This window comes from Anaerocolumna chitinilytica (assembly GCF_014218355.1).
GTDB lineage: Bacteria > Bacillota > Clostridia > Lachnospirales > Lachnospiraceae > Anaerocolumna > Anaerocolumna chitinilytica.
Map to the genome: position 1 here is coordinate 719,671 of NZ_AP023368.1, position 26,330 is coordinate 746,000.

The following is a 26,330-nucleotide window of genomic DNA, read 5'->3' on the forward strand; positions in this document are numbered from 1 at the left end:
TAGAATTTTTCTACTCTGTTTTTTTATTTTTCTTTATAGGTGCGGTTTTCAACTGTTCAACAAATGTATACTATGTTATAATCCATAATTGAATAAATAGAAATTCGTGGGGTAAAAGAATTATGGAAGAAGGCACCAAGAAAGAGAGATATGTATACATCGATAATCTAAGATTATTAATGATTGTTTTTGTCGTAATAATGCATTTGGCGGTTACTTATAGCGGAATGGGCGGTTGGTACGTGATAGAATCAAAAGAGCTGGGCGCATTCCAGACTGCATTTTTTGGACTTTATCAATCCTTTACTCAAGCTTATTTTATGGGATTCTTATTTTTAATATCTGGTTATTTTGTTAAGAACTCTTATGATAAGAAAGGCTTTGGGCAGTTTATTTATGAACGATTTGTACGGTTGGGAATACCCACTCTGATCTATATGCTTCTTATCAATCCATTTATAATGATTGTTTATTTAGGTTATCGGGGGGAAGGAGAGGGCATTCTAAAAGCCTATATTCATTATATAACAGGCTTTCAGTTTATCGGTTCAAGCGGGCCGCTTTGGTTTGCTTTTGCATTATTTATTTTTAATACTGTTTATGCCTGTCTGCGTAAAGGAATAAAGTTACAGGAAAAAAGAGAGAAGGAGCTGCCGGGCAGAAACGCGGCTGTTCAAGTTATTTTTTTGATTGCAGTCTGTACATTTCTAATAAGGTTGATACAACCGGTGGGCACTAGTATTCTAAATATGCAGCTATGCTATTTTGCTCAATATATTATATTATTCATTGCAGGAATAACAGCAGGGAAATATAGATGGTTTTCAAAACTTACATATCGTGACGGACGTAAATGGCTTTTTGCAGCATTAGTTCCTGGAATTGTATGCTGGGGTATCATGATGATTGCTGGTGGAGCTTTAGATGGGAAACAAGATTTATTGAATGGAGGCTGGTACTGGCAGAGTGCGGTGTATGCATTATGGGAATCCTTCACGGCAGTGGCAATGTCAATTGGGCTTCTTGCTGTATTTCGGGAAAAGTACAATAGACAATCAAGATTGGTAAAAACACTCTCGGATAACTCTTTTGCAGTTTATATGTTTCATCCGTTAATTATTATACCGATTACGTTTGCTCTAACAGCTCTACCAGCAGATCCGGTAATCAAATTTCTGATGGCTTGTATTCTTGGGGTTCCTGTAAGTTTCCTCTGTACCAATTATATATTCAGAAGGATACCAATATTAAATAGAGTTTTATAAAAAATTAAAAGGTTATTAATTTCATAATAGAAAAGCATTCATAAGAAAACCGTTCAAAAGAAAAGCATTCCATAATAAAACTACTTAATAATAATAGGCTGTACACCATCGCTAATCGATAGTGTACAGCCTATTTGCATGCTTTATATCGGCCGTTTTATATTAATTAAGAATTAATCTTCCCAGGAAGCAAGACGTACAAGTTTCTTGTACTTAGCTTTTGCACTGGCTTCAGATCTTTCAAACAATTCTTTTGCTCTATCCGGATTGGAACGTGCAAGAGAGCTGTATCTTACTTCGCTTGCAAGGAATTCCTGATAATCAGCAGTAGGCTCTTTGGAGTCTAACTGGAATGGATTCTTGCCCTGAGCTTCAAGACGAGGATCGAAACGGAATAAGTGCCAGTATCCGCAAGCAACTGCACGTTTCTCTTCTGTCTGAGCGCCCTTCATACCACCTTTGATACCATGGTTGATACAAGGAGCATAAGCGATAATAATGGAAGGTCCGTTATAGCTTTCAGCTTCTACGAATGCTTTTACACACTGGTTGTAATCAGCACCCTGAGCGATCTGTGCTACGTATACATAACCATAGCTCATTGCGATAGCAGCTAAGTCCTTCTTCTTAACTTCTTTACCAGCAGCAGCGAACTGAGCGATAGCGCCGGTAGGTGTAGACTTGGAGGACTGTCCGCCTGTATTGGAGTAAACTTCTGTATCGAATACTAAGATGTTAACATCTTCACCGCTGGCAATTACATGGTCTAATCCGCCGAAGCCGATATCATAAGCCCATCCGTCACCACCGAAGATCCACTGGGATTTCTTGGATAAGAAATCTTTGTTTGCTAAGATATTAGCTCTGTCTTCGTTATCACAGCTGCAGCTCTCAAGAGCAGCGATTAATTCTGTGGAAGCAGCTCCGTTTAAAGCTCCGGTATCTTTTGTAGCAAGGTACTGCTCGCAAGCAGCTTTGATATCTTCTTTTTCAACAACAGCAGAAAGTGCTTCTACAGAAGAGATAAGACGTTTTCTGAGAGCTTTCTGTGCAAGAGCCATACCATAGCCGTACTCTGCATTGTCTTCGAATAAGGAGTTAGCCCAAGCGGGTCCTTTGCCTTCTTTATTTACGGTATAAGGAGTGGAAGGTGCACTGCCGCCCCAGATTGAAGAGCATCCGGTAGCATTGGAGATGTACATTCTGTCTCCGAATAACTGAGTAGCAAGTTTTGCATAAGGTGTTTCACCACAGCCTGCGCAAGCGCCGGAGAACTCAAGTAAAGGTTTCTTGAACTGGCTTCCCTTAACGGTTGTTTCCTTAAACTTAGTAACAACTTCGTCAGGATATCCAATTTCAACACCATAATCAAATAATTTCTGTGATTCTAACTGGCTGTCTAAGCTTTCCATTGTAAGAGCTTTTTCACCCTTCTTACCAGGACATACATTTACGCAAGAACCGCAGCCCTGGCAATCCAGTGCAGATACGGAGATAGCGAATTTGAATCCGGGCATACCTGTTAAATCAACATTAACAGAACCTTCAGGAGCATTAGCAGCCTGCTCTTCTGTCATAGCAACAGGACGAATGGAAGCATGAGGGCAAACATAAGAGCAGAAGTTACACTGGATACAGTTTTCCGGATGCCAGCTAGGAACATCTACAGCAATACCACGTTTTTCAAATGCAGCAGAGCCAAGAGGGAAGGTACCATCAGCTGCTTCAACGAAAGTTGAAACGGGAAGGCTGTAACCATTCTGGGAGTTTACTACGTTCTGAATGTTATTTACATAATCTACGATTTCTTTTCTGGAACCTGTAGCAACGCTTACGATACTTTCATCTTCTGCGTTAGCCCAGGAAGCAGGAACCTGTACTTCTTTTACATCAGTGATACCACGATCGATAGCATCATGGTTCATCTTAACAACAGCTTCACCCTTCTTGCTGTAAGAAGCGGTAGCAGCTGCTTTCATGTATTTAACAGCATCATCTACAGGAATGATGTTAGCTAATTTAAAGAAAGCTGCCTGTAATACGGTGTTGATACGTCCGCCAAGACCGATTTCTTTACCGATGCTGATACCGTCGATGGTATAGAACTTAATGTTATGTTCAGCGATATAACGCTTAACCTGTCCGGGTAAATGAGCTTCGATTTCTTCCATGGTCCATCCGCAGTTAAGTAAGAATGATCCGCCATCCTTTAAATCCTGAACCATGTTGTACTTTCTAACATAGGATGGATTGTGGCAGGCAACGAAGTTAGCCTGGCTTACAAGGTATGTAGACTTAATAGGAGCTTTACCGAAACGTAAGTGGGAAGTAGTGATACCACCGGATTTCTTGGAGTCATAATCAAAATATGCCTGAGCATACATGTCTGTATGGTCACCGATAATCTTGATGGAGTTCTTGTTAGCACCTACGGTACCATCAGCACCAAGTCCCCAGAATTTGCAGCTGATAGTTGCTTCAGGAGTTGTGTTGATTTTTTCTTTCACATCGAGGGAAAGGTGTGTTACATCATCTACAATACCGATTGTGAATTTCTTCTTCTCAGCGTTTTTGTAAACAGTAGCAATCTGAGCAGGTGTTGTATCCTTGGAACCTAAACCATAACGGCCGGAGAATACAGGGATATCTTTGAATTTCGTTTCCTTTAAGGCAGCAACAACGTCTAACCATAAAGGCTCGCCAAGAGCGCCGGGCTCTTTTGTTCTATCAAGTACGCTGATCTGAGTAACAGAATCAGGAATAACATCTAATAAATGCTTTACAGAGAAAGGTCTGAAAAGTCTAACCTTGATTAAACCAATCTTTTCACCCTTAGCTGTTAAGTAATCAATTGTCTCTTCAATGGTATCGCATACGGAACCCATAGCAATGATTACATGAGTTGCATCAGCAGCACCATAGTAGTTGAACAGCTTATAATCTGTTCCGATCTTTTCGTTAACTTTATTCATATAATCTTCTACAATACCAGGAATAGCATCGTAGTAAGGATTACAAGCTTCTCTAGCCTGGAAGAAGATATCAGGGTTCTGTGCAGTACCGCGGGTTACAGGGTGCTCAGGATTTAAAGCACGTTTACGGAAAGCAGCTACAGCATCCATATCAGTCATTTCTTTTAAGTCTTCATAATCCCATGTTTCGATTTTCTGAATTTCGTGAGAAGTTCTGAAACCGTCGAAGAAGTGAAGGAAAGGAACACGTCCCTTAATTGTGGAAAGATGAGCAACAGCGCCTAAGTCCATAACTTCCTGTACATTACCGGAGCAAAGCATTGCAAAGCCTGTCTGACGGCAAGCATATACGTCGGAATGGTCACCGAAGATTGACAGTGCGTGGCTTGCTAAAGCACGGGCAGAAACGTCAATAACACAGGGAAGTAATTCACCTGCGATTTTGTACATGTTAGGAATCATTAAAAGTAAGCCCTGTGAAGCGGTATAAGTAGTTGTTAAAGCACCTGCCTGTAAGGAACCGTGAACGGTACCAGCAGCGCCTGCTTCGGATTGCATTTCGGTAACCTGTACTTCATGTCCGAATATGTTCTTTCTTCCCTGCGCAGACCATGCGTCAGTAACTTCAGCCATAACTGAAGATGGTGTGATTGGATAGATGGCCGCAACATCGGTAAATGCATAGGAGACATGTGCCGCAGCATTATTTCCATCCATGGTTTTCATTTTTCTAGCCATGTTATAATATCCTCCTTGATAGTCAGCAATCGAGAAAAAGAAATGAACACAAAAAGAATGAGTCACCTCACCGTGCGCCTCAATTACTGAACATTGTTAATTATGTAACTAGCTGTATTTGGTAAATGACAGTTTCTAATAATATTTATTATTAGAAAGCATAACAAAATACCTATAGTAGAGAATAACACTATTCGACAGAAGTGTAAAGAGTTAATTAGCACTTATTCAAAAAATTAATAAATGATTTTAACCTGTAAGAAACAAGTAATAGCTGGCAGCAGAAGGCTGAATCTACTCTTAAAAACAGGGGATAATATATAAAATTAAGCAGTGTTTGTAAGTATTTGTAACAAAGAAAATTAGGCAAAAGCATAAAAATATGAAATAAATCGTCCCGAAAAGTTTCTGAAACAGACGGAATATTTTTGAGGGAATCTTGATAATATATTGATGAAATATAAAGTAGCTTCAGCGGCCACGGCAAAATTATTGACAACAAACGGGCGATAAGTTATAATACTTTGAATGTATCGTTAATACGATTTGAAACGGAGGAAGGGTGTTTAAATATGGCAGATAAGAAAAACATTTTGACCTATGAGGGACTGAGAATTCTGGAAGAAGAATTACAGGATTTGAAAGTCAATAGACGTAAGGATGTAGCACAGAAGATAAAGGAAGCCAGAGAGCAAGGAGATTTATCTGAAAATGCAGAATACGATGCAGCCAAAGATGAACAAAGAGAAATCGAGGCTAGAATCGAAGAAATAGATAAAATCCTAAAAAATGCAGAAGTAGTTGTAGAAGATGAAGTTGAAGTTGACGTCATTAACATCGGCTGCAGAGTAAGAATACTTGACATTGAATTCGAAGAAGAGATGGAATATAAAATCGTAGGATCTACGGAAGCAAATAGTCTTAAAGGAAAGATCTCCAATGAATCACCGGTCGGAAAAGCATTGATTGGTGCAAGAGTTGGGGATATTGTTAATGTTGAGACTCATTCCGGTGTATTACAGTACAAAATACTGGAAATACAAAAGTCCAATTGATTTCGTAAGAAAGGATGAAGAAAAGTGGCTGAGGAAAAGATGCAGGCGCAGGAAAAGGTACAGACAGAGCAGGAGCTTAACGAACTATTAAAAGTAAGAAGAACTAAGTTAGCTGAGCTGAAAGAGAATGGTAAAGATCCTTTTCAGGTTATGAAATATCAGGTTACACATCACTCGAAGGAAGTAGAAGAGAGCTTTGAAGCTCTGGAGGGAAAAGAAATATCCGTTGCAGGACGTATTATGTCCAAACGTGTTATGGGTAAAGCTTCCTTTATGAATCTTCGCGATATTAAAGGTGATATACAGGCTTATGTGAAGAGAGATGCCATAGGAGATGAGCTTTATGCAGAGTTTAAAAAATACGATATCGGTGATCTGGTAGGATTGACCGGTGAAGTATTTAAGACTCATACAGAAGAAATCTCTATTAAAGTTACGAGCATTGTTCTTTTATCAAAGAGCCTTCAGATACTGCCCGAGAAATACCACGGACTTAAGGACACTGATGTAAGATATCGCCAGAGATATGTGGACCTTATCGTAAACCCTGAGGTAAAGGATACTTTTGTAAAACGCTCCCTTATCATAAGAGAGATACGTAAATATCTGGACGGCAAGAATTTCATTGAGGTTGAGACACCTGTTCTTGTTCCCAATGCCGGCGGTGCTGCAGCAAAGCCCTTTAATACCCATCACAATGCACTGGATGAGGATCTTCATCTGAGAATTTCACTGGAGCTTTATTTAAAGAGACTGATTGTTGGCGGTTTAGAGAGAGTTTATGAAATCGGACGTGTATTCCGTAACGAAGGTCTTTCTGTCAGACATAATCCTGAGTTTACATTACTGGAACTCTACCAGGCTTATACCGATTATTACGGCATGATGGATCTGGCAGAAGAGCTTTTCCGTACAGTAGCACAAAATGTACTGGGAACCACAACCATATCCTATGACGGTGTTGAAATAGATTTAAGCAAGCCTTTCGAAAGACTCACCATGTTAGAGGCTGTTAAAAAATATTCCGGCGTCGATTTTACACAGATTAATACGGAAGAAGAAGCCAAGGCAATTGCTAAGGAACATCATATTGCCTTTGAAGACAGACATAAGAAAGGTGATATCATCAATCTTTTCTTTGAAGAATTCGTGGAAGAGAACCTGGTGCAGCCTACCTTTATTATGGATCATCCGGTTGAGATATCTCCTCTTGCTAAGAGAAAGCCGGAGGCACCTGATTTTACGGAGAGATTTGAGTTGTTTATTACAAAGAGAGAGATGGCAAATGCTTTCTCCGAGTTAAATGATCCTATTGATCAGAGAGGACGTTTTGAGGCTCAGGAAGCGTTAAAAGCTGCCGGAGACGAAGAAGCAAACTCTATGGACGAAGATTTCTTAAATGCACTGGAATACGGTATGCCGCCGACTGGTGGTATTGGTATCGGCATTGACCGACTTGTAATGCTACTTACGGATTCTGCGGCTATTAGGGATGTGTTGTTGTTCCCGACGATGAAGAGTAGGGAGTAAGAAGAGGGCAATAAAATTGGGATTGCTTATATGTACGCCCAAGTAAAAAAATTCAGAAATTTGACTGACTTTAAGACCATAGAGTTATTCTATGGTCTTATTTTTGACAATCATGAAAGGGGTATTTAATAAGCATATAAAATAGTTGTTTTTGAAGTTCAGAGTGAGAGCAAATCGATTATAAGGTGTACTATGATATGAAAAGAAAATTCATCGAGTTAAAAATTAAGACCGACGATAAAAAGATGTCGTTAATATTCATAAGATGACGGTCAGTACAGCTGCAGGTGTCCATTGCGTGGATTATGATTCAATGACAGATAAATAATTCAAAGCAAAAAATTGAAACGACGCAAATTTTGGAAGTAATCAGATGGGCATTCTTTTGGCACAGAGAACAATATGCTTATGTGAAGTAAAGCATAATGTAATAATACAACCAAGCTACCTGAAGCCGTACTGACAACGAAGAGTTTGAATTAAAAAACCAGTAAAATCAAAACTTGCAGAAACTTTATTACAATACTTAAGATCAACATACGACAATCGCCCTCTTCATTGGGGGCTTTTTTATGTTTCAAAAATACTATTATGCTTTCTCATAAGATTGCCAGATAGTATTGTTGCAGAACGAAATGAATCTTACAGAATGAAATATAATGAGAAAAGCAGATAAAGAGAGAATTATGAATGGGGTTACTGTAATGGTAGTCCCTGTTCCTTTTACCCATATAGATATAAAGAGTTACAGTTAATGTATTTTATCAGGAGAGGTTGAGTAACAGTCAAATTGATTTGTGAGCTTAAATATTTTTCAATGTAAGAAATCGCAATAGTAAAAGTTATGAAAGCCGTATTAATTCCAAATATAACTTGTTATACTGACGAAATATGGTAAAATATATCTGTCAGGCTCTATATTATTACACAAATTTAAACATAATAAATTATGAGGAAGTTCAGGCGATATAAATAAATAGAAGTTTAAAATTCCTGCTAAATTCACAATGTCTTATTATTGATAACATTACAAAATTAGGAGTAACAACTCAAAGTAATTTATAAGCGATTTTTTTAATATGTGGATCTACATTGGCTTGCTTTCAAAAAATAGAGAAATAAATAAGTATTAAGTGATACATTCCGTACCGGAGTTCTTCGGGAAATATGGATGGAAAACACAAAAGTAACTTATTGTTATACCTATTATGATAATCATGAATAAAGATATAATAAAAATAAACATTTAGCTGATATAACGGGTCTAATATTAGAAGTGTAGGTGATGATATGGCTGAAAAACAGTATGAGGATTTTGCTTATATCATAGAAAAATACCAGAATACGATATATGAGATAACTATGTCGGCTAATGCATAAGAATGTATACTAATATAGGAGGATAACTATGCCTATCAGATTATGGCCTTCCGATTATGAAAAAAAAGAACATATTTCAAAAGAAGAGAAAGCTTTGTTACGTAACGCAGCTAAAAATTTTAATGAAGGACATATAGTAGTCGGAATAGATCCAGTAGGTATGAGTAGTGACTCTGCACGGATGGGAATGTATATTTCACCTAAAGAAGGATTAGTGACATTTACTATTCTCAATGGTTCTATTGAAACAAAAAACGTTGATGCTTATGCCGCTGGGGTAAGTATAGTTGAGACTCGCATATATCAAAGACTATTAGATTCTAAGTCTTTGATTGTAAAAAATAGTAACTATAAAATTTTAAAATTCCCTTATAAGCATATATTCATGTTCTATGACCAAGAATTGAGTTCAATTAAGCTTACAGAAGAGCAAATTGATATAATAGGAACAAAAGTAACGGGAAAATTTTTTACCCCACTAACATCATACGGAAAAGTGAAATACATTTCAGACCTTAACATATTTAAAGGTATAGAAAAGGATTTCGACTGCAGTTTTAATGAGCTTACAGATATGGAAGAACGGGCAATATTTGAAAGACTTGCTCCTGAATATACTGTGGTTATGAACGAAATAGAGAAGGTGACAATTAAAGAGACTAAGGCTCAAATATCTGAGGATGATTTAAAAATCACCGGAAAAGAAATGGAATATAAGACTTTCTTTTTAGATGAATTTCAAGTTGCTCTTGTCAACGATATGGGAAAAGGACATAGAGTATTACTTGCAAATCCAGGTTCGGGAAAGAGTGTTTTACTTCTCTCAAAGGCATTTAAGTATGCCAGTTTATATAAAGACGCTAATGTTTTACTGACATGCTTCAATGATAATCTATCTGATTCTTATATTTTCAAAAGAAGTTGTGCGGATTTTGGATTTAACAATAACTTGCATATAATGACATTCCATAAGCTGGTAAAAAAGATATATGAAGAATGTTTACATTCTCGCTGTGAATCTCATATAGCAACGGAGGAAGAAATAAGATATTGCATCGAGTGTATAAGGCAAGGAGTTATAAAACTAAGTTTTAAAGCGATTTTTATAGACGAAGTTCAGATCTTTGATCCTCTTTATTTAGAATTGTGTTATTTACTTTTAAATAAGTCTGAAGATGGTGTATTCTTAATGGCAGGTGATTTGAACCAGACAGTTCGATCACAGAGTAGACGTGGAGACGCCCCATGGAAAAAAATAAATACAGTTAGTTTGGACTTTACAGGAAGAGTTAGATACATAAAGAAAAACTATAGAAATAGTAAACGAATTGGTGAATACCTTAATAGAATGTTGTGCCATATGAATAAGCGTATGGATATGTTGGATATGATTGTTCTCAAAGAATATGATTATGATACTTTTACGGTGGGAGACAAACAGACTCTCGCGCTAAAAATTGAAACAGGAGTAGATAGATTTGTAATAACAAATAAAGTTGTTGAAGCTATAGTAGAAATAACGCAAAAACATAAAATTAGCTATTCAGATATAGCAATTCTATTCCCTTATAGACAATACAAATTGTTAAAATACTATTTTTTATATTGGGTACAACAAGCACTTGATGATAAAGGAATACCCTATTCCATGATAATCAACGATGGTATAGTTACAAAAAAGAAATATAGTGATACAAACGGTGTTGTATTATCCACAATAGATTCATCGTTGGGGTTGGATTTTAAGGCGGTTATTGTGGCAGGGCTTTATCCATATAATTATGTTTTCGATGACAAACTAACTAAAAAGAAAATTAGCTCCTGGAATACTATTAGCAAATTAAGCCCAGATCAGCAAGAAAAAGTTCAAATACACATGCGAAAGGTATATACGGCATGCTCAAGGGCAAGAGATATTTTGTATGTTATTAGTGATTTAGAAACAGAGACTCCATTAGAAGAAATATTAAAAGTATAGAGGAGAGTTGACAATGGCGAATGAATATAACATTATGGCTAAGCACATTGTATCACAGTATGTAGATAGAATATCGGGAAATGATATATTCGAATCTTTTACAAGTGATGAAGCTCCAGATAGGCGTGTAATGGTAGGGATGCTTGCAGAAAACCGCGTGAGTACAACTTTTGATGGGGGATATGTTGAAAATAATTCAACACGATTTGAAAGTGTACCTTCAATCAGCATATCATTTGTCATTGAAAAAAGAGATAACTGTGTGATTAACGTTATCCCTACTGGTATGTTTTTCTATACAATTAGGCCCGTGTATAGCGCATGTGTAGATTATATTTTACGAAAATATTCAGAAAAGGATAGGACCATTTATACAAGTATTAGCGAATTATGCGCGTTATATCCAACTGAACGAATTCCAGTTCCAATGACATACAAAAAAATTAATCTCGAATCTGTAATGGGTAACGGAATAGATATAGACATTAGCAAGATTGAGAAAAGGTTTCATTTAGAGCACCAGATTACTGAAAAATTGTCAGTTTTATCAGATCAGATAATGGATGAAATCTGTATAATAAATGATACTTATGTATGCTTTGGTGATTTAGTAAATGAAGAGCGTTTCAAAATTGCTGTGACTATTAAAGAAGAAAAAGCATGCCCTCGTTGGGATATTGATATTTTATGTAAAACCTTCATTGAAAACAATAATATTAGGTTTATTATGCAAATGGTAAACAAAACAATGACCACAGATAGAAAAAATGTAGGTTATATGCCTGTTATATTCAATGCAGGAATGAAGGTTGTAGGAAATAATGAAACCAAATTTATAGATATAAAAATGAAATCATTTCTGAATAACTATAAGGAGCATAAACCGGTATATGCTGTTGCGGAAAATATTTCAGTTGATTATAACTCAAAATTAAACGAGATAAAAACAGAAAATGTTCCTCTATATTTTCAAAAGAGATTAAAAACAAAGGATGACTTAACGGAATACGTTACATTTGATAAATTAATCGAGAACCCTATAAGTAACCTTTCAATTATTTTAAGCAAAATGGAAGATGATTATATTGCTTGTCAGCAGGAGTATGAGCAATCATTTGAGCTATCTGAAATCGCAAGAATCAAATTCAAAGACTCGTTAGACGATTACCGTAGAGAAATTGACAGATTTGCCACAGGAATTGAACAAATTAAGTACAAGGATCTGGTTAAGAGAGCATTCTCTTACATGAATGAGACATTCAGAGTTCCATTAAATGAACAACGAAATATAAAGGGGTGGAGATTATTTCAGATAGTATTCATTGTTTCAATGATATGCGAGGTTATTAGAAGCGAGTACAAAGACGATATGACAATACGTAAAGCGGATATTGAGGCAGCTAATCTGTTATATTTTCCAACAGGTGGAGGTAAGACAGAGGCGTTTCTAGGGGTTACAGTTTTCTCTATGTTCTTCGATAGATTACGAGGAAAAACGGAAGGTGTTACTGCTGTACTGAAATACCCTTTGAGACTATTGGCAGTTCAACAGTTGGATAGAATTTTGACGATAACTGTGAAGGCTAACATAGTATTGCATAATAGCGATGAGTTAAAAAGTTTAAAAGACTTTGAAACTGGTTTTTATGTAGGTAGCACCAATACACCAAATAAGATAGATGTACAAGAGCACTTAAGCGATAGAGGCTCTAGGGTAAAGAATAGTGGGTTGATATTGGATAGTGATACTAATACATTAAATGAATACTATCGCTTTATTGATACATGTCCGGTTTGTGGTGAGAAACATGTAAACGTTAAGTTTAATACAGAGCGTTGGATGTTAGAACATGTATGTGATAACTTAAAATGCTCAATGAATGTGTTGCCAATACTGATAGTTGATAGCGAAATATATCGATATTTACCCTCAATTATTGTATGTACCATCGATAAAATGGCTATGGTAGGAATAAGCAATGAATTTAAGATGTTATTTGGTCAAGTAAAATCACAATGTAATATTCATGGTTTTTCAAATAAGTCTAAATGCATGTGCGATAAGTGCATTGGTACGGTTAAAACAATTCCATTGCTAAAAGATCCTATCCCGACGCTTTTTATACAAGACGAATTACACTTGGTTAAAGAAAGTCTTGGTACGTTTGATGCTCATTATGAATCTTTTATCGATTACTATGCAAAAAAACTTGTGCCAGACGAGCAAAAAAAGCAGATCAGATTCATCGGTGCAACTGCTACTATATCTCAGTATAAAGAGCATATTAACCATCTATATCATATGGAAGCAAGACGCTTTCCTTGCGAATATCCATCATCAAAGATTGGGGAAGATTTTTATTCCTATACGGATGAAACAGATATTACTAGAATTATTTGTGGATATGCTCCATATGGCCGATCATTGACAGACGGAATGTGGGAATCGATTTATGTTATGAGACAGGTGGTATTTTCAATGATGCACGATTCAGATTTACATTATAAAGTATTATGTAAAATTGGATTCACGGCAAGTAAAGAAGAATATGAGAACATGCTTTTTGACTATTGGATTGAGCTGGTTTATAACAATCGAAAGCAAGATGCACTTGAGTTAGAAAATGCTCTCCAAAACCAGGGGAATAACAAAGCAGAAGCACAACAAATCCCGAAGTTTGTAATTGAGCAAATGACAAGTGATGTCGATTTTCAAACTGTTCGAAAGACGTTATTTGATATTCAAGCAAATAGAAAGAATGTAGAAAGTACTAATACTATATTAGCTACAAGTACAATCTCTCATGGCGTAGATGAGGATTCGTTCAATGTAATGTATTTCTTTGGAATGCCAAATAATAATGCAGAATATATTCAGGCATACTCAAGAACCGGAAGAAAGTATACAGGAATCGTTATAGACATTATTAGACTTATGAGAGTTAGAGATAGATCATATCTCAAAAATTTTGTAGTATTTCATCAGAACAAAGATGAGTTAGTTGAATCCGTTCCTATAAACCGGTGGGCAAAAAATGCTATTTATAGTACTCTTCCAGGAATATTGGCAGCGCTTATTTATCAGTATTACACGTTAATCACTAATGAAGAAAACCTCTATCATACGATAAATGTCAAAAAGCTACTTCTTAATAACAAAATTGAAGTATATGATGCAACAGAGAAGATAGTTCAAGCATATGGATGTAATAATCATGAAAAAATGTCAATCGCATATGCAGAAATTATTTACGAGGAAGTTTCAAATATACTTGCAGGTATTAAAAATGGTAACTTCATGAAAACTGATAGGATAGCCGATTCAATAGCTAAATATTCGCATGGGCGAAAAAAGCCTATGACTAGCTTAAGAGATACTGAAGAACAGATAGAAATTAAAATTTAGGGGGATTATATGAAAAGAAGTAAAAATCAAGCAGTATATAAATTCCTTCCGGAAATGTGGGTATCTGAAAAATCTGAATCTGATGGTGGCCGTACGGTAACTGCGAAAATTACAAACTGGAATTATCAAAAGATGGAAGGTGTTTATGAAAGTTTTGTTGAGAGTGAAATAAAGCGTCAAATCCGGTTATTTGCATATCGTGGCGGAGATACAAGTTTATATTGCCTTGACGACAATATTCAATCTTTTTGTATAGTAGAGCCAGTGTGCAATGAGGGATTTCCAGATATTGTGGGACAACTATCTCCATTGGTATTTTATTGTAGTTCCTGCCAAAGTAGTTTTGAATTACTTAATGCTAACCAAGTTGATAAGTATACTTGGAAATGTAAAAAATGTGGAAAGATGACTGTCAAACAACTTCAAATGGCATATACCTGTGCATGTGGGTATGCACAGCCAATAAAAATTCCGTATGTAAAAGGTATTAGCGATTTTTACTATAGACCTAATGAAACAGCTTACAAAATGTTTTATAAAAGTGGAAACATGACAAAACCAGCTGAGTTTGTACAGATTTGTCCAACATGTAGTACAAGGCTTGTCCCGGATAATGCAATTTCTGGGAAAAACTATAAACCTTTTACACTTCGTATTATTAATTTAGTGGATGATAAGAGTGGGACTTTTTTTGAGAAAGGTATAGAGGCTCAAAAGATTATTGTAGTGAAATGGTTTGGTAAATTGACACAAGAAAACTATGAATATATTTTAGATAATGTTGAGCTTGTTTTCAGTCAAAGTATGCGAAATGATGCTCAGCGTAAAGAAAAAGAAGAATATGTTAGGGCATTAATTGAAATAGGTTTGGTTAAAGAAGAAGACTTTGAAACTGCAGTAAATAGTATGCTGTCTAATGATGCAAACAAGGTGTCGGTTGAAAATTATGTTTCAACTTGTGATTCCATTTTCTCAAAGAAAAAAAATAAAGACGTTTATAAGTATGAAGAATGGATCAGACATTATTCATTTAAACTTATGCAGTATAATACAATAAAATATGCAAAGAGGATCATCACATTAGAAGACTCAATAAAAAGGCAAATAGAAATGGAGTTTATTGATTTGCCCGAAGAAGTTTTTGAGATTAACAAAAAACTTGGAATTATTAATATGCAGGTGTCTTGTGATATCCAAATTATTAATTGCACTTATGGATATACAAGAAGGGTTTCTGACCCTAAAAATAATCAGAATAAAAACTGTAGGCTGAAACTCTGTGCATTTGATAAAGCAAAAAATAGTAATGCCAATCTGGTTTATGGAGCAAAGCTTAATACAGAGGGAATCTTGTTTGAAATTAGTCAGAGAAAAATAATAGAGTGGCTGTTCAGTAATAAAGTCATCAGAGAAGAACAGTTACCAGATCTTGAAGATGAATTTGCAGTGAAACAGTGGTTTGCAGAGTATGTGCACAGCGATATGATTTCCATTTTTGGAGAAGTTGATCAAGGAGAGCTAATAACAAAGAATGTCTTTGCATTGTTACATTCTATGGCACATGCGTTTATAAAAACAGCAGGTGAAATGAGTGGATTGTCTGAGACATCCTTAACTGAAATAATAATTGTAGAATCAGCAAGTATTTTTATATATGCGCAAACAAGTCAAGGGATTCCTTTGGGTGCACTTTCAGGTTTAGTAGAAACAAGTTATGCAAAGTTTTTAAAGAAAGTCTATGACGATTCAAGGAATTGTATTTTTGATCCGATTTGTACTGAAAAAGATACAGCTTGTCTGGCTTGCTTAATATTACCTGAAGTTTCTTGTAATCATTTTAACTCAGAACTGGGAAGAAAATATTTATACAATATTGAGAATGAAAATTTCAGTTCTGTTGGATTTTGGGAGATATAAGAATGGCCATTATGTATCCAAAAAGTATAGCTGAATATATGCCAACCGAATCGGAAAGGATTGTATATCAAGAATTAAAAAATCAATTACCTGATTCTTTTTCTGTATTCTACTCAGTGGAATGGTCTACATATAAAAATGGGAAGTTAGTTAAATCAGAATCCGATTTTATTATTACTAGCCCAGAATATGGATATCTATGTCTTGAAGTAAAAGGCGGAAATGGAATTCGAATTGAAAACAATGTTTGGTATGTAAAAGACAATAAACATGGTGAAAGACGTTTGAATTGTACGCCTTACGAACAAGCAGAAAAGAGCATGTATTACTTTAAAGATTTCTTTTCCAATACATACCATAGCAATTATCAAGGAATATTTGGAGCCGGAGTGATTTTCCCTTTTTACACTGTTGAAGAAAAAGAGACATTTAGCAATCGAAACAAAGAATGTACTATAGACAGCAATGACATAAATAATATATATTCTTTTATAAAAAGAATGTTTAAAATCTGGGGTGGCGCATCATATGGTTTTAAAGTGTATAGAGAAAGCCAACACAAAGCTTTTTTAGAACTATTGAGAAAAAGAATTGCAATTTCTGCAGCTGCTGGTGCATTGATTAAGTATAAAGAGCAACAATTAGATGTAATTAACAGAGTTCAAGATAATTACATCTATTTTATCAAGAATATAAAACAGTTTTATATGTGTGGAGGAGCAGGCACTGGAAAAACGTGGATTTCTATGAAGATGGCAAAATATGAAGCTGCTGTAGGCATAAAAAGTGTTTTGTACATTTGCGCATCGAAATATCTTTCTTCAATGGTAAAAAAACAAATTGGGGATGTAGTTGATGTATTGGATATAGAAACAATGTTTTCGAGTATAATAGAAGACTTTGAAATATTTGAAGCACCTCTTTATGAAGGAGTAATAAGAAATCTTAAGACATCATTTAGTAGATATGACGCAATATTTGTTGATGAAGCACAAGATTTTACGGAGGAGTGGGCTAAAATTATTCGAAAACTGCTAAAGAACCAAGACGAGGGGCGGTTGGGGGTATTTTATGACGATATTCAAATTCTTCGAGAATATAGCTTTGGAGAGGGGTTTGGAATCGAAGCAGAACCATATCTTTTGAGAGAGAATATACGCAACACAGCCAATATATATTCATGGGCATCATCTCATACCAATTTAGGTACCGATGTGATTGCAAATCCTGTAGAAGGACCTACTCCTATAACAGAGTACATACGAGACAAGAATGCTCTTACACATCGACTTGAAACGCTCTTTAAGGAGTATTTCGATGATGAAGAATTGAAATTTGAATCAATAGTGATTATTTCTGATAATACTAATGACTTTATGAATTCGTATACGGATGGCATTGCAAAATGGAAGTTTAATAGAAGTACAGAATATATGGATGGTTGTATCAGGGTTGTTTCAGTAGAAGAATTTAAAGGTTTAGAGGCTGATATGATTATTTATATTCATGATGAGACAACAAATGACAATGTGAATTATATTGCATATACGAGAGCAAAGTATTATTTATTAGAATTTGTTTGGAGGACAGAATAGTGCCACAATTTACACCTTTTTTAAGGTGGGCAGGAGGAAAATCTTGGCTCACAGAGTATGTTAAGAATATGATCGAAGGAATTGAAATAAATAATTATTATGAACCATTTTTGGGTGGCGCCGCTATTTTCTTTGCCCTGGAACTTCCGAAGCATGTGTATTTATCGGATTTAAATGATGAATTAGTGAACGCGTATATACAAGTCAGAGATGTTCCGGATGATGTCATAGAGATAATGAGTACATATAATAATACAGAAGATGACTATTATCGAATACGAGCATTAGAACTCAATACAAAAGTAGAGCAAGCTGCCAGATTTATATATCTAAATCACACTTCATACAATGGTTTATATAGAGTGAACAATAATGGAAAGTACAATGTACCATATGGTTATAGGACTTGTGAATATGATTATGAGCGTATACAAGAGGCAAGTAAAGCATTAAAGAAAGTTAAAATATTTCAAGGTGATTTTGCTGATCGAAAGTATACAATAAAGAAAGGTGATTTGGTGTTTTTGGATCCACCATATACAGTTTCGCATAATCAAAACGGATTCATAAAATATAATCAACAACTGTTTTCGCTAGATGATCAGATTCGATTAAAAAAAACCATTGATTACATTAACAAAAAAGGGGCTCATTATATTTTAACAAATGCTGCACATGAAACTATAAAGGAGATTTTCAAAGAAGGGGCAACGCTTATTCCGGTGGAACGCAATAGTTTGATCGGTGGGAAAAGTGCTGCAAGAGGAAAAGTTCAGGAATATATTTTTACAAACATTAAGTAGAGGATTGAATTATGGCAAATACTAAATGGGAAGATATAATAATAGGACAAGAACTGATTAAGAAAAGAAATCTTAGAAATAAGACTTTTGTATTAAAAAAGGAAAAGTCAGAGTTATTACCTCTATTGGTTGATGAGGGCTGGGAAAAGGTTAGAGAATATGAGAACAATAAGTATGTAGGGTTAAAGAAAAATAAGAATATAGAAGAGCAATTTGAAGATCGTATATGGGTAATGCTTGCAAATATGGGTTTTCTTGAAATGAATGGGAGTAGGGAGTTTGAAATGTCGTACGACTTTCATGATCCCAATAAGATGCGACATATTGATGTATTTGCCGTAGATGATGAGACGATTTTATTGGTAGAATGTAAAGCATCTGAAGAGTTACAGGAAGCAAACTTTGATGAACAAATACAGGAGTTAAGTAATAAACTAGAAGGTCTGCGAAGGGAAGCAGTAAAACAGTATCCAGGAAGAAAAGTTAAGTTTATATGGGCTTCATATAATTATATAATGAATAGAAAAGATTTAATGGCATTAGAAAAAGCTGGAATTATCTTTTTTAATAATTCGACTGTTGATTACTATGTAGAACTAATAAAACATATTGGAACATCAGCGCGATATCAGTTGCTCGGAAGTTTGTTTGCTAATCAAGAGATAAAAAACATGGATAATAGAATTCCGGCAATTCAAGGTAGAATGGGTGGGTATATATATTATTCATTTTCAATTGAACCAGAGAAACTATTAAAAATCGGTTATGTACTTCATAGAAATGAAGCCAATCAAAGTATGATGCCGACGTATCAACGCCTGATTAAAAAGAAAAGATTGCAAGAGGTTCGTGAATATATAAATGAAGGCGGTTATTTTCCAAATTCTATTATTATTAGTATTGATACAGGGGGTAAAGTACTGCAATTTGATTCGGCTCAACCTAAATTGGATAATTCTATATCTAAGATTGGTATTCTACATATTCCTAAAAAGTATAGATCCGCTTATATAATTGATGGGCAACACAGATTATATGGATATTCTAATTCTAAATATGCAAATACAAACTCTATACCTGTTGTAGCTTTTGTGGATCTTGAGAGAAGTGAACAAATCAAAATGTTCATGGATATCAATGAGAACCAGAAAGCTGTTCCGAAAACATTACGTGTAACACTTAATGCTGATATGCTATGGGAATCACCTGACTATAATGAGCAAAGGCAGGCGTTGAGATCTAAAATAGCCCAGATGCTAGGAGATGAGCCTACTTCACCGCTATATTCGAGAATTGTAATTGGTGAAAATGAATCTTCTCCAACTAAGTGCATAACTGTGGAAGCAATTCAAGTGGCTTTAAAAAAAAGTAGCTTCTTCACTATGTTTGGAAAGAAAAATGAGATTGTGAAAGAGGGTACATTTGATTATGGAAGTAATCAAGAAACATGTGATTTGTTTTATCCATTTATAGAATATTGTCTTCTTTATATCAGAGATGCTTGTACGGAGGAATGGGAAAAAGGTGACAGAGATAGTGGGATGCTCACTATGAATCGAGGAATTCAAGCAATAATTAGAGTTATAAATGATGTGGTTAGTATGCTTGTTTCTAAAAGAGAAATCAATCCTAAGACACAATCCGTAGAAGAAATGTTTGATATTATCAGATACTACTTATCACCATTGACAGAATACATTAATAATCTTACTTCAGAACAAAGGAAGGATTTACGAGGATATTTCGGAGGTGGTGCAGATACTAGATTTTGGAGAGCATATCAAAAAGCTATTGCAGATGCGCGTCCCGGTTTTACGCCTGAAGGTCTTGAAGAATTTTGGATAAATGAAACGCAAATATATAATGATGATACAAAGGAAATGATTTTTGAGATAGAGAGAAGAACAAAAGTTTTAATTTCAGAAAAACTTGAGGATTTTTATGGAACAAATTGGTTAGTAAAAGGTCTGCCTAAGTCAGTATATACCAAGGCAAAAACAATTGCTGATGAAAAAATCTATGAGAGCATAACCAATAATGAAGAGGGGGATGAGATCTCACCATGGAGTTTCGTTACATTGGATGATTGTAAGCAAATAATTATAAGTGGTAAACTTTGGTCTACAATCTTTGAATTTATTTTTGTAAGACCAGAAGAGCAGAGCATTATAGGAGGTAAAGAAGCAAAAACTGCATGGATTTCAAAAATCAACACAATACAGAATAAATTGAGTTTTAACAAATATAGTGTACCAGCAACAGAGTACCAATATGTTAAAAGTATTTATGACTGGTTGACAGGATTATTGGTTTTATGATGTTTCAATGTGAATATCATCATGAGAGGCGATATTAATAATTTTTACAAAGCATTTTAACGTACAGCTTATATGTTTATCGGATATCAATAAGAGCGATGTTATTATTGCTATAATAATGTGATTAAGTTGGTAATTAAAGATCAGAATCTTTCTAATCATGCGATTATGACTCATGAAGGAAATGAGCGTATTGAACATATATACTATAAAATAATGAATGGCCAAATGAGCTTGTTTTAATTGAACTTCAAATTGAAACAATAATAGATTGAGCTAGGAGAAACTTTGTGGCTGATTTAGTCGTAATACTTACTATCTACCATTTACTATGGTAAAAAAGAATGACGGTAAATTTAGTAATATCAATAGATAAAGCCATTGGGTGTAGAAATTACACTCAGTGGCTTTGATTAATATGTTTACAGTAGGGACAGCTGTGCTAAGCTATCCCAAGAGCGGAAGGCTCTGGTCTCTATTTAGGTGGGAATCAGAGCCTTTCTTTATGTCTATCAGCATAGCTGTGGGTTCATGCTGTCAACATATAGAGAAGATTGACTTTTGGTCCACTGGACCAGAAGCAACTTTTTGAATTATTTTTTGAAATGTAATATTATATATCTAACAGACTAACATGAAAGTAAAACTGGTAAAATGCATATTAAGATGAAAGAGGCAATGATGAGACTATTTGATTGGATAAAAAGGAAAACAAGCACAAGCACTAGAACTTTTAAAGGTGAAGAACAAAGAAATGAAGAAAAGCATGAGACGATTGCAACAACATTAGGGGAATTAGCGAAGAATGAACATACATATTGGAAGTTTAGTCAATCTCAAAGTGGTAGAAGTGCAGAGCCTGTGTATATTCAATATATTGCAGGTGAGGTTACAATAGCAGAGGATGATGAAAAATTTTTATCATTTGTAAATGAAGATAATATTGCTAAATGCTATATGTATGGGGATGTATTAACTAAATTTTGTTTTGATATGCAAAATGAAAATTTTGTTAAGATATGCGATGAAAAATATCATTATATCGGTGGTGGATTAGGAGAATATGAAAGTCAAAAGTTATTAGTGGAAGCTAATTATTCACTAAAGGAAATGGATACAATCGTTATGTTAATTAAAATGGTGAAGCAACCGAGTACATTTATATCTTTTTATAAAAGTTTTTATGGACCTAATTTAGAGCAACGATTAAGAAAATATGAATATAATGAAACTGCCGATTTTATGAGTTATATACGAGAAAATCATGCATATGACAGTCTAGAAGGAGCAAAAGAAATAATTAATAAGATTGATGCTATATCAAAAGAGTTTTTAGAAAGTAGATAAATCGTTAGGGTATCCCTAACGCGGACGACATAGGAGTACGGAATTCTGGAGTAAAGTTTATGCAACTTTAGGCGTATCCCGTTATCCTTTTTTATCTCTAGGTATCGGATTGGTCGGCTTTAGGACGGATGTGCTGCAGGTATTGATTTTACTGGATTTTCAATAGTCGGATTATATGTTTCTGAATAATGTTAATAGGTAGATAAATTGTAAAGTGAATAAAAGGCTGGTCGGATATTCCGTCTGTATGGACGGATTGGTCGGAAGGCGCATAAATAAAGGCTTTGAAGCAGGTTAGGTGCTTCGGAGTCTTTTTTTTGCTTGTTTTTAGCAATCAGTATTATTTCAACCCAAATACAATGTAGAAGATTCAATCAGAAGGGAGATGAAAAAATGGATGTGAAAATCTTCGACAGTCTGAGCACGTATTGGATGATCTATTTCTATTTGGCTAGTGGTAGCATGCCAAGAGATGATGTTTGTAAGTACCTCAAAGAAAATGGGAAAGGTGTTACTACTGCAAAGGAACATACAAAGAAAGCAGCGGAAGGGGTACTTAATTAACTGCTGTTCCTGAATCAGCTTATCGCTCTCTTAAAGATCTTCCAAAGGAAGGATTCTATGTGGAAAATACTATGGGAAAATCCCAGATGGTATTAAAGGATGACATTGCAAAGCAGGATGAAGTTATGGATAAGTATAAGGGTGGTTATGAAGTGACTTCCTTTGCAGCAGAGTCCTTTGATGGTGGTGTAAATGGCAGCTTAAGACGTGGCGATATAGTAAATGTTTATGCCCTTGATCCTGCAACAGAATTACTGACACTTATGGCAGAGAATGTGTATGTGGCAGAAGTATATGATAATGCTGGAAAGAAAGTTGGAGAGCCAAAAGAAATCGAAACATCCTTTACTGTTTATGTAACACCGGAGGAAGTGGAGAATATTAACTTGGCGGTTGTGTATGGTGGTATTCAGATGTATTTGAAGACGGAGTAGTGGATATTGAAATATGGAAGTACGGGAATGCACTTACAGTTTTTGTGGGTGCATTTTTAATGTTATGAAAAGAAGAGGTGGTTGCCAAACAAAGCATAATGTGGCGACGAGAAAGAATGCTTATTTAAAATAATTCCTAATTAGACGTGACGTTACAATGAGATAGAAAAAAACAGGAATAAAAAGAATAAATAATTCTTGAACACTTGACGGGAACATTTGCGTATGATAAACTAATATAAGAATAAAACATCAGAAAAATTCTTGAATATTAAAAAAAGAAGCGGAGGATTGAAGAGTGACGGAATATAAACTGAATATGATTCTTGATGGAGGGTCATATAAAATCTCATATACCAAGGATGGGAAGCAGAATAAGGTTACAATTGGTAATGAGAAAAATACTACCGTTATGGCAGCTAGAAAGATTTGCACAGAGGTAGAAGACTTACTAAATTCTGATATGAGTATCGCAAATCTTGAAAAGATGTATGCCATAAATACTGATGCAGAACGATGCGGCTATCATGGCTCGGTTTTAAAGTATCAGAATACATCAATTGAGATAGTTGTTAAAATGTTGTTTCCGGATGAGTACAATAAGTTTATTAACAGTGAGGAATTTAACCAAATCAAGATTGAAGAAAATCCTCTGGAAATTCTTAATGTTGGTTGTACTGGTTCGGGAAAAACCAGATTTATCTTGTGTGCAGTGCTCTCTAAGCAGGCATTAAAGAATTTTGTTCCTGCTTTGACAAGTCTAAGGGAAACTACAGCTTGTTCAATTGTCTATCATTTTAATTCATTATCGGTAGAAATAGATGATGGATGTGATTTTAAGGTTGTAACAAAGCTTAAAGATGAAGAAGAAGTAATTTACAGCATAAAAGCACTAATCGTGGAGGCTGTTGAAGAGTATATTGTTACAATCAAGGAAAACTGTAAAGAAATAGTAGACCTAAAGGAGCTATGTTCGAAATGCAGAAATGCTGTAGAAAAGAGATTGGAAATGAACTATGATAAAACCTTTGGGTTGGGAACGAGAATAATTAACAATGAATTAGCTGCCGCTATTGAGACCTTGACAAAAAATGCTTTGATGGACTTTTATGGAAGTAGCAAATCGATTGATAAGATGTCAAGGGATGATAGTGATTTTATAATAAAGCAGCTTATTCGTGATTATGGTGATGAACAGTTTGATATCAGCAGTGATGAGATAAATTCAATGATTAGTAATTATGATAATGCTGAGATTGTTCAAAAGATATATAATGAACTAATGTTGGATTTGCATAAATATAACGAGCAGTATTCTCAAAATTCGGTTGTTGGAGAGTATATTAGTTATTGCGGACAATCGGAAAGAGAAGAAACGCTTTTGTATCTAAGTCATGTTTTCGGAAATAAGAGTAAACAGAGAAAAGGTGACTTTTACATGATTGAACCGCTTGTAAAGAATGCAGAGTTTTACTTAAAGACTACCAAAATGGCATATGACAGGGAAATTATTCTTTCAGACAGTGTAGGTATTAACCAAGGACAAAAAGATGCAGCAAGAATTAATGAAGTTGTGTTTAACAGAGTTCAAGGATCAGTTCAAACTAGAAAACCTGATATTATTATGTATCATACAAAACTCAATAACAAGGATGACTATATGCTCGATGTTGTTAAAAAGCTTAACGCACAAGGTTATGGTCACTCTACATATATTGTTGCAGGTAGGTTGGATGAAGTTCTTGCCACATATCTTTCTGATAATTATATAGAGAAGGGAGATGTAACAGAAGAGTCTTTCAGTGATTTTATTGATGAAACAAGACAGATATATGTCGAGTCAGATAGTGTTACATTGAATTCTATTATCGGTAAAAATTATATTATATGTGATAAGACAAATAAGCTTGCAGAAGAGTATGAATTTGCAAAAGAGTATGCTTGTCCAGCTGTTTTGGAACAAGTCATAAACGAAAGATTGAATATTGGTGTGAGTAATTGTCTTTACGATGATGTTGATTTTATGGATATTATCCAGAGCAATAATGTTGCAGGAAATGTATATCAGCAATATCTTAATAGCATTCCTTATATGATACCAATGGCATATAGCAAAATGAGATGGAATACGCTCCAGAAGGCAATTGAAGAATTATGTTGGAATAATCTGGGTTTTGATGTATTATATCCTTCATTTAAAATTAAAGATGCTATCGCCGATGAATTGAACAGAGATGAAATCAAAAGCGAATTTGAAAAGAAATTCGATGAAAATGCAGAAGAAATGAAGCGAAGATACCTGCTTGAGGTGGGAGAAGTTGCTCAAATTGTATTGGTAACGGAGTACCGTGCACTTATGAAAAAAATGTTAGATATGCGTTATGATACAGCCCTTAGAACAGATCTTAATCTCTCGATGACAGATGATCGTAAACATAATCTTCAGCGCCTTTACAAGAGTTGTCTTGAACAAGAGGGCATAAAAGGAGCGCATGCTTTGAAAATTGTTTTTCATATTGCGTGGATTAGGACGTTGGAATTTTTTAAGAGACAAGCTCAATTCTCTATACAAGTTAGGCTATAGGAGTGTTATAAGGAGGCTATGAAATGCAGACAGATTTTAGCGTTAATTTAAACGATCTCGAATCCACAGGCATTATTGAATGTCCGTATTGTGGAAAGGGGAAAGCATACATTTATGGAACTACGGGAATGCAGTCTAGTGGTTGCAGTGTTTGCAAAAGAATAGTCTTATGGGATTTTGACAACAAGACTGCATACAAAGCTTCTGCAAAGAAGTTTGCAAGTTAATATTGATGCTACTTGAGCACAGGGGCATTTAAGCCACCACTTAGCCAGGGCAAATTAAAGTTAAGTAATTTAGTATTTAACTTTGATTTGTTCTGGCTTTTACTTTTATCCTGTCATTTTTAAAGTGACATTTACTATAAACAGAAAGTTGGAATTAGAAATGCGTACATATGTTCGGTTTCTATTGCAAAAATCTTTTTATGATGGTATATTAATA

14 protein-coding genes and 1 pseudogene are annotated in these 26,330 nt (G+C 35.0%); 14 read left to right on the forward strand and 1 reads right to left on the reverse strand.

Annotated elements, in window-relative coordinates:
* Window positions 1–122: 122 nt before the first annotated feature.
* Window positions 123–1,265, forward strand: a complete 1,143-nt coding sequence (locus tag bsdcttw_RS03225) for an acyltransferase (protein ID WP_185257984.1) — start codon at window positions 123–125, stop codon at window positions 1,263–1,265.
* A 173-nt stretch (window positions 1,266–1,438) separates the two neighbouring features.
* Here bsdcttw_RS03225 and nifJ read toward each other — a convergent pair whose 3' ends face one another.
* A complete protein-coding gene (gene nifJ, locus bsdcttw_RS03230; RefSeq protein ID WP_185257985.1) occupies window positions 1,439–4,975 on the reverse strand; it encodes a pyruvate:ferredoxin (flavodoxin) oxidoreductase in 3,537 nt (1,178 codons plus the stop codon).
* Between the two features lie 572 nt (window positions 4,976–5,547).
* On the opposite strand from nifJ, the gene greA reads away from it, so the two are divergent.
* The 13 genes and pseudogenes from greA (at window position 5,548) to bsdcttw_RS03295 (ending at window position 26,113) form a co-directional block, all read left to right on the forward strand.
* Window positions 5,548–6,030, forward strand: coding sequence for a transcription elongation factor GreA (gene greA, locus bsdcttw_RS03235; RefSeq protein WP_185257986.1), 483 nt, complete (start codon window positions 5,548–5,550; stop codon window positions 6,028–6,030).
* A 39-nt stretch (window positions 6,031–6,069) separates the two neighbouring features.
* Window positions 6,070–7,551: pseudogene (gene lysS, locus bsdcttw_RS03240) on the forward strand (lysine--tRNA ligase); the annotation flags it as partial.
* A gap of 1,417 nt (window positions 7,552–8,968) precedes the next feature.
* Window positions 8,969–10,918, forward strand: a complete 1,950-nt coding sequence (locus bsdcttw_RS03245) for an AAA family ATPase (protein WP_185257987.1) — start codon at window positions 8,969–8,971, stop codon at window positions 10,916–10,918.
* Window positions 10,919–10,931: 13 nt separating this feature from the next.
* Entirely contained in the window at window positions 10,932–14,324 is a 3,393-nt protein-coding gene (locus bsdcttw_RS03250) for a DEAD/DEAH box helicase family protein (protein ID WP_185257988.1), read from the forward strand.
* A gap of 9 nt (window positions 14,325–14,333) precedes the next feature.
* Complete coding sequence (locus bsdcttw_RS03255; protein ID WP_185257989.1) at window positions 14,334–16,241, forward strand: hypothetical protein; 1,908 nt, start codon at window positions 14,334–14,336, stop codon at window positions 16,239–16,241.
* A gap of 2 nt (window positions 16,242–16,243) precedes the next feature.
* The gene (locus bsdcttw_RS03260; RefSeq protein WP_185257990.1) at window positions 16,244–17,836 is read left to right on the forward strand and encodes an NERD domain-containing protein; all 1,593 of its coding nucleotides are present in this window, start codon (window positions 16,244–16,246) and stop codon (window positions 17,834–17,836) included.
* Window positions 17,836–18,639, forward strand: a complete 804-nt coding sequence (locus bsdcttw_RS03265; RefSeq protein ID WP_225903779.1) for a DNA adenine methylase — start codon at window positions 17,836–17,838, stop codon at window positions 18,637–18,639. The genes bsdcttw_RS03260 and bsdcttw_RS03265 overlap by 1 nt, the downstream gene beginning before the upstream one ends.
* Before the next feature lie 11 nt (window positions 18,640–18,650).
* The gene (locus bsdcttw_RS03270) at window positions 18,651–20,957 is read left to right on the forward strand and encodes a DGQHR domain-containing protein (protein WP_185257992.1); all 2,307 of its coding nucleotides are present in this window, start codon (window positions 18,651–18,653) and stop codon (window positions 20,955–20,957) included.
* 681 nt (window positions 20,958–21,638) lie between these two features.
* Window positions 21,639–22,304: a hypothetical protein gene (locus bsdcttw_RS03275; RefSeq protein ID WP_207726486.1), complete on the forward strand. Its 666-nt coding sequence runs from the start codon at window positions 21,639–21,641 to the stop codon at window positions 22,302–22,304.
* Between the two features lie 393 nt (window positions 22,305–22,697).
* Window positions 22,698–22,868: a hypothetical protein gene (locus bsdcttw_RS03280; RefSeq protein ID WP_185257994.1), complete on the forward strand. Its 171-nt coding sequence runs from the start codon at window positions 22,698–22,700 to the stop codon at window positions 22,866–22,868.
* Between the two features lie 59 nt (window positions 22,869–22,927).
* Window positions 22,928–23,302: a hypothetical protein gene (locus bsdcttw_RS03285; RefSeq protein WP_185257995.1), complete on the forward strand. Its 375-nt coding sequence runs from the start codon at window positions 22,928–22,930 to the stop codon at window positions 23,300–23,302.
* A 298-nt stretch (window positions 23,303–23,600) separates the two neighbouring features.
* Window positions 23,601–25,886, forward strand: a complete 2,286-nt coding sequence (locus bsdcttw_RS03290) for a hypothetical protein (protein ID WP_185257996.1) — start codon at window positions 23,601–23,603, stop codon at window positions 25,884–25,886.
* Window positions 25,887–25,909: 23 nt separating this feature from the next.
* A complete protein-coding gene (locus tag bsdcttw_RS03295) occupies window positions 25,910–26,113 on the forward strand; it encodes a hypothetical protein (protein WP_185257997.1) in 204 nt (67 codons plus the stop codon).
* The last annotated feature ends 217 nt before the right edge of the window (window positions 26,114–26,330 follow it).